We start from the raw sequence: 3,830 nt of genomic DNA on the forward strand, positions 1-3,830 counted from the left end.
CCCCTTATTTCACTTGCATTCCCGGTTGTGCTCCGGTGTGCGGCTCCAGCAGATAGATATCGTTACCGCCGGGCCCGGCTGCCAGCACCATGCCCTCGGATACGCCGAAGCGCATTTTACGGGGTTTCAGGTTGGCCACCAATACCGTCAGTTTGCCAATCAGCTGATCTGGCTCGTAGGCGCCGCGGATGCCGGAGAACACCTGGCGGGTCTCCTCGCCCACATTCAGGGTAAGTTTCAGCAGCTTGTCGGCGCCTTCAACGTACTCGGCATTGGCAATTTCAGCAATGCGCAGATCAACCTTGGCGAAATCTTCAAAGTCTATTTCGCCGGCGGGCTCATCGCTTTTGGCAGCCTTTTTGCTGCTCTTCTTCGCGGCTGGAGCATTCTTGGTCTGCGCTGCCGCCGCTTCTTCTCGGCTCTCCGCCAGCATCTTGTCGACGGTGTCCGAATCCACGCGGGTCATCATGGGCTTGAACTTTTCTATGCTGTGATTCAGCAGAGGGCTGAATTCGTTATCCCAGCGCAGCTCGGTATTGAGAAAGGCCTCTGCCTGCTGTGCCAGTGCGGGCACCACGGGTTTGAGGTAAGTCATTAACACGCTGAACAGGTTGATGCACTGAGAGCTGACTGCAACAGCATCCTGCACGGTCGCTTCGTCCTTGGCCGTTTTCCAGGGCTCCTTCGCGTCGAAGTACTCGTTGACGGCGTCGGCAAGTGCCATGATCTCGCGCACAGCGCGGCTATATTCGCGTTGCTCATAGAAGCCGGCAATTTCTTCACTCTTGCCGGTAACTTGCTGCCACAGCTCTGGGTTGTCCAGCTCCGCACTAAGGTTTCCAGCGTTGCCCTTGTGAATAAACTTGGCACTGCGGCTGGCGATATTGACCAGCTTGCCCACCAGGTCTGCGTTGACTCGCTGAATAAAGTCATCGAGGCTCAGGTCGATGTCGTCGACGCCGCCGGACAGTTTGGCGGCAAAGTAATAGCGCAGATACTCGGGCTGGAAATGCTTGAGGTAAGTGCCGGCCTTGATAAAAGTACCGCGTGATTTGGACATCTTTTTGCCGTTGACGGTCAAAAAGCCGTGCACATAGATGGAGGACGGGGTGCGAAAGCCGGCAGATTCCAGCATGGCGGGCCAGAACAGACCGTGAAAATTGATGATGTCCTTGCCGATGAAGTGATACAGCTCGGCTTTAGAGTCCTTTGCCCAGAAATCTTCAAACTGGCGACCTTTCTTCTCACACCAATTGGCGCAGCTGGCCATGTAGCCGATGGGCGCATCCAGCCAGACGTAAAAAAACTTACCTGGTGCGTCGGGAATCTCAAAGCCGAAGTAGGGAGCGTCGCGAGAAATATCCCAGGAGTTGAGGCCAGCTTCCAGCCATTCGCCCAGTTTGTTGGCAATTTGTGGTTGCAGACGGTCGGAGCGGGTCCAGTCTTTCAGGAAGTCAGTGAATTCCGCCAGCTTGAAAAAGTAATGGGTGGACGCTTTTTCAACGGGGGTGGCGCCTGAAATCACGGAGCGCGGTTCGATCAGATCGGCCGGGGTATAAGTGGCGCCGCAGGCCTCACAGTTGTCACCGTACTGATCGTCAGTTTTGCACTTGGGGCAAATGCCCTTAATGTAGCGATCGGCCAGAAACAGGTTTTTCTCGGGGTCGAACAGCTGGGTGATTTCCCGCTTTTCGATATGGCCGTTGGCGTCCAGTTTGCGATAGATCTCCTGAGCGTAGCGCTCACACTCCTTGGAGTGGGTGGAGTAATAATTGTCAAAATTGATCAGGAAACCGTCAAAATCCTTTTCATGGTCGGCCTGTACCCGCTTGATCTGCTCTTCCGGGGTGATGCCCAGCTTTTCGGCGGTGAGCATGATGGCGGTGCCGTGAGCGTCGTCAGCACACAGGTACGTGCAGTCGTGGCCGCGCAGTTTCTGAAAGCGCACCCAGATATCTGTCTGGATGGTTTCCAGCAGATGGCCGAGGTGGAGCGGGCCATTGGCGTAGGGCAGGGCGCTGGTGACCAGAATCTGACGTTTCGACATGGGTTTCCTGATGCTGTCTTTTGGCGGTGGTGTGTCTAGGGTTTAGAGGCGGCGTACTATAGCGTTTTTGGTGGCGGGCTGCATCTGCGGTTGGCCGATAGGCCTGTCTGAGACTGAGCCCGTTGAGCGTGTCTTCGTTGAGAGGGTTAGCGCGAGGGCGTATACTCGGCCTCCGTTTTGGTTTACTCCCCCGGATACTCATGTCTGATCTTGAACAGCGCCTGCGCGAGCAATTGCTGGCTTTTAACCTGCCGCAGGTCAACCTGCCGTTAAACTTGGTAGGCCGCATTGAACAGCTCACCGCTGGTCCCAGTGCCGTCGAAGCGGCTATCACTCTCCATTTTCCTGTCCGTTTGCTGGCGAAGGCGATGGAGGCCGCATTGCTGGAACTGCTGCGCTCGGCCTCAGGTATAGAAAAGTGCAAACTGACCCTGAAGTGCGAAGTGCAGGCCACGCCGGCCGTGGGGGAAACCCAGAATCTTGAGCGGGTGAAGAATGTCATTGCCGTCGCTTCTGGTAAGGGCGGTGTGGGTAAATCTACCACTTCGGTCAATCTGGCGCTGGCCCTTGCCGCTGAAGGTGCCAAGGTTGGCATTCTGGATGCGGATATCTATGGCCCAAGTCAGCAGGTGATGTTGGGTGTGAAAGAAGGTCAGCGGCCCGAGCAGTATGGCACGCACTATCTCAAGCCGATTGTCGCCCATGGTTTGCAATCTATGTCGATGGGCTATCTGGTCACCGAGAAAACGCCAATGGTTTGGCGCGGCCCCATGGCCAGTGGTGCGCTGCAGCAATTGCTGTATCAGACCTACTGGGATGACCTCGATTACCTGGTGATTGATATGCCTCCGGGTACCGGCGATATTCAGCTGACCTTGTCGCAGAAGGTGCCGGTGACCGGCGCGGTGATTGTAACGACACCTCAGGATATTGCGCTGCTCGACGCCAAAAAAGGCATTGAGATGTTCCAGAAAGTGGATGTGCCGGTGCTTGGTATTGTGGAGAACATGGCCGTGCACGTGTGTACCAACTGTGGTCATGCCGAACACCTGTTTGGCGAGGGCGGTGGTCAGAAAATAGCGAACGACTACAAAGTGCCGATGCTGGGGGCGCTGCCGTTAACGCTGAATATTCGCGAACAGGCGGATAAAGGCTTGCCGGTGGTGGCTGAAAATTCGGAGTCGGAAACGTCGCTGATTTACCGTGAGGTCGCGATCCGGCTTGCGGCAGAGTTGGCGCGTCGCCAGGCCAGCGGGGCGAACAAGGCCTTCCCCAACATTGTTATCAAGAACGATTAGTGGCGAGCTCCGGTATTTTTAGCCGGCGCACCCAGAGACATAAGGAAAACACCCACAATGAGCATTAAAGCCGACAAATGGATTCGCCGCATGGCCGAAAGCGAGGGCATGATTGAGCCCTTTGAGCCGGGTCAGGTGCGGGAAAATGGAAGTGGTAAGATTATTTCTTATGGTACATCCAGCTACGGCTATGACGTGCGCTGCTCCGATGAATTCAAGGTGTTTACCAATATTCACTCTGCGACGGTAGATCCGAAAAATTTCGATGAAAAGAGTTTTGTCGACATCCAGGGCGAATACTGCATCATTCCTCCTAACTCTTTTGCTCTGGCGCGAACAGTGGAGTACTTCCGCATTCCGCGCAATGTGCTTACTGTCTGTCTGGGTAAATCCACCTACGCGCGCTGCGGGATTATCGTAAACGTGACGCCGCTCGAGCCGGAGTGGGAAGGGCATGTGACGTTGGAGTTTTCCAATACCACCAA

General features: G+C 55.4%; 3 protein-coding genes. 2 read left to right on the forward strand and 1 reads right to left on the reverse strand.

The window, feature by feature from the left end; translation table 11 throughout:
- Positions 1–4: 4 nt before the first annotated feature.
- The gene (gene metG, locus ABYP39_RS17900; RefSeq protein WP_372783961.1) at positions 5–2,047 is read right to left on the reverse strand and encodes a methionine--tRNA ligase; all 2,043 of its coding nucleotides are present in this window, start codon (positions 2,045–2,047) and stop codon (positions 5–7) included.
- 200 nt (positions 2,048–2,247) lie between these two features.
- Here metG and apbC point away from each other — a divergent pair, with 200 nt between their 5' ends.
- Together apbC and dcd are read left to right on the forward strand one after the other, a co-directional pair.
- Positions 2,248–3,345: an iron-sulfur cluster carrier protein ApbC gene (gene apbC, locus ABYP39_RS17905; protein WP_372764582.1), complete on the forward strand. Its 1,098-nt coding sequence runs from the start codon at positions 2,248–2,250 to the stop codon at positions 3,343–3,345.
- A 57-nt stretch (positions 3,346–3,402) separates the two neighbouring features.
- On the forward strand, positions 3,403–3,830 hold a 428-nt coding region (gene dcd / locus ABYP39_RS17910), incomplete at its 3' end, for a dCTP deaminase (RefSeq protein WP_372783963.1).

Origin of the sequence: Litorivivens sp. (assembly GCF_041625495.1) — a bacterium.
Taxonomy (GTDB): Bacteria; Pseudomonadota; Gammaproteobacteria; order Pseudomonadales; family Spongiibacteraceae; genus Litorivivens.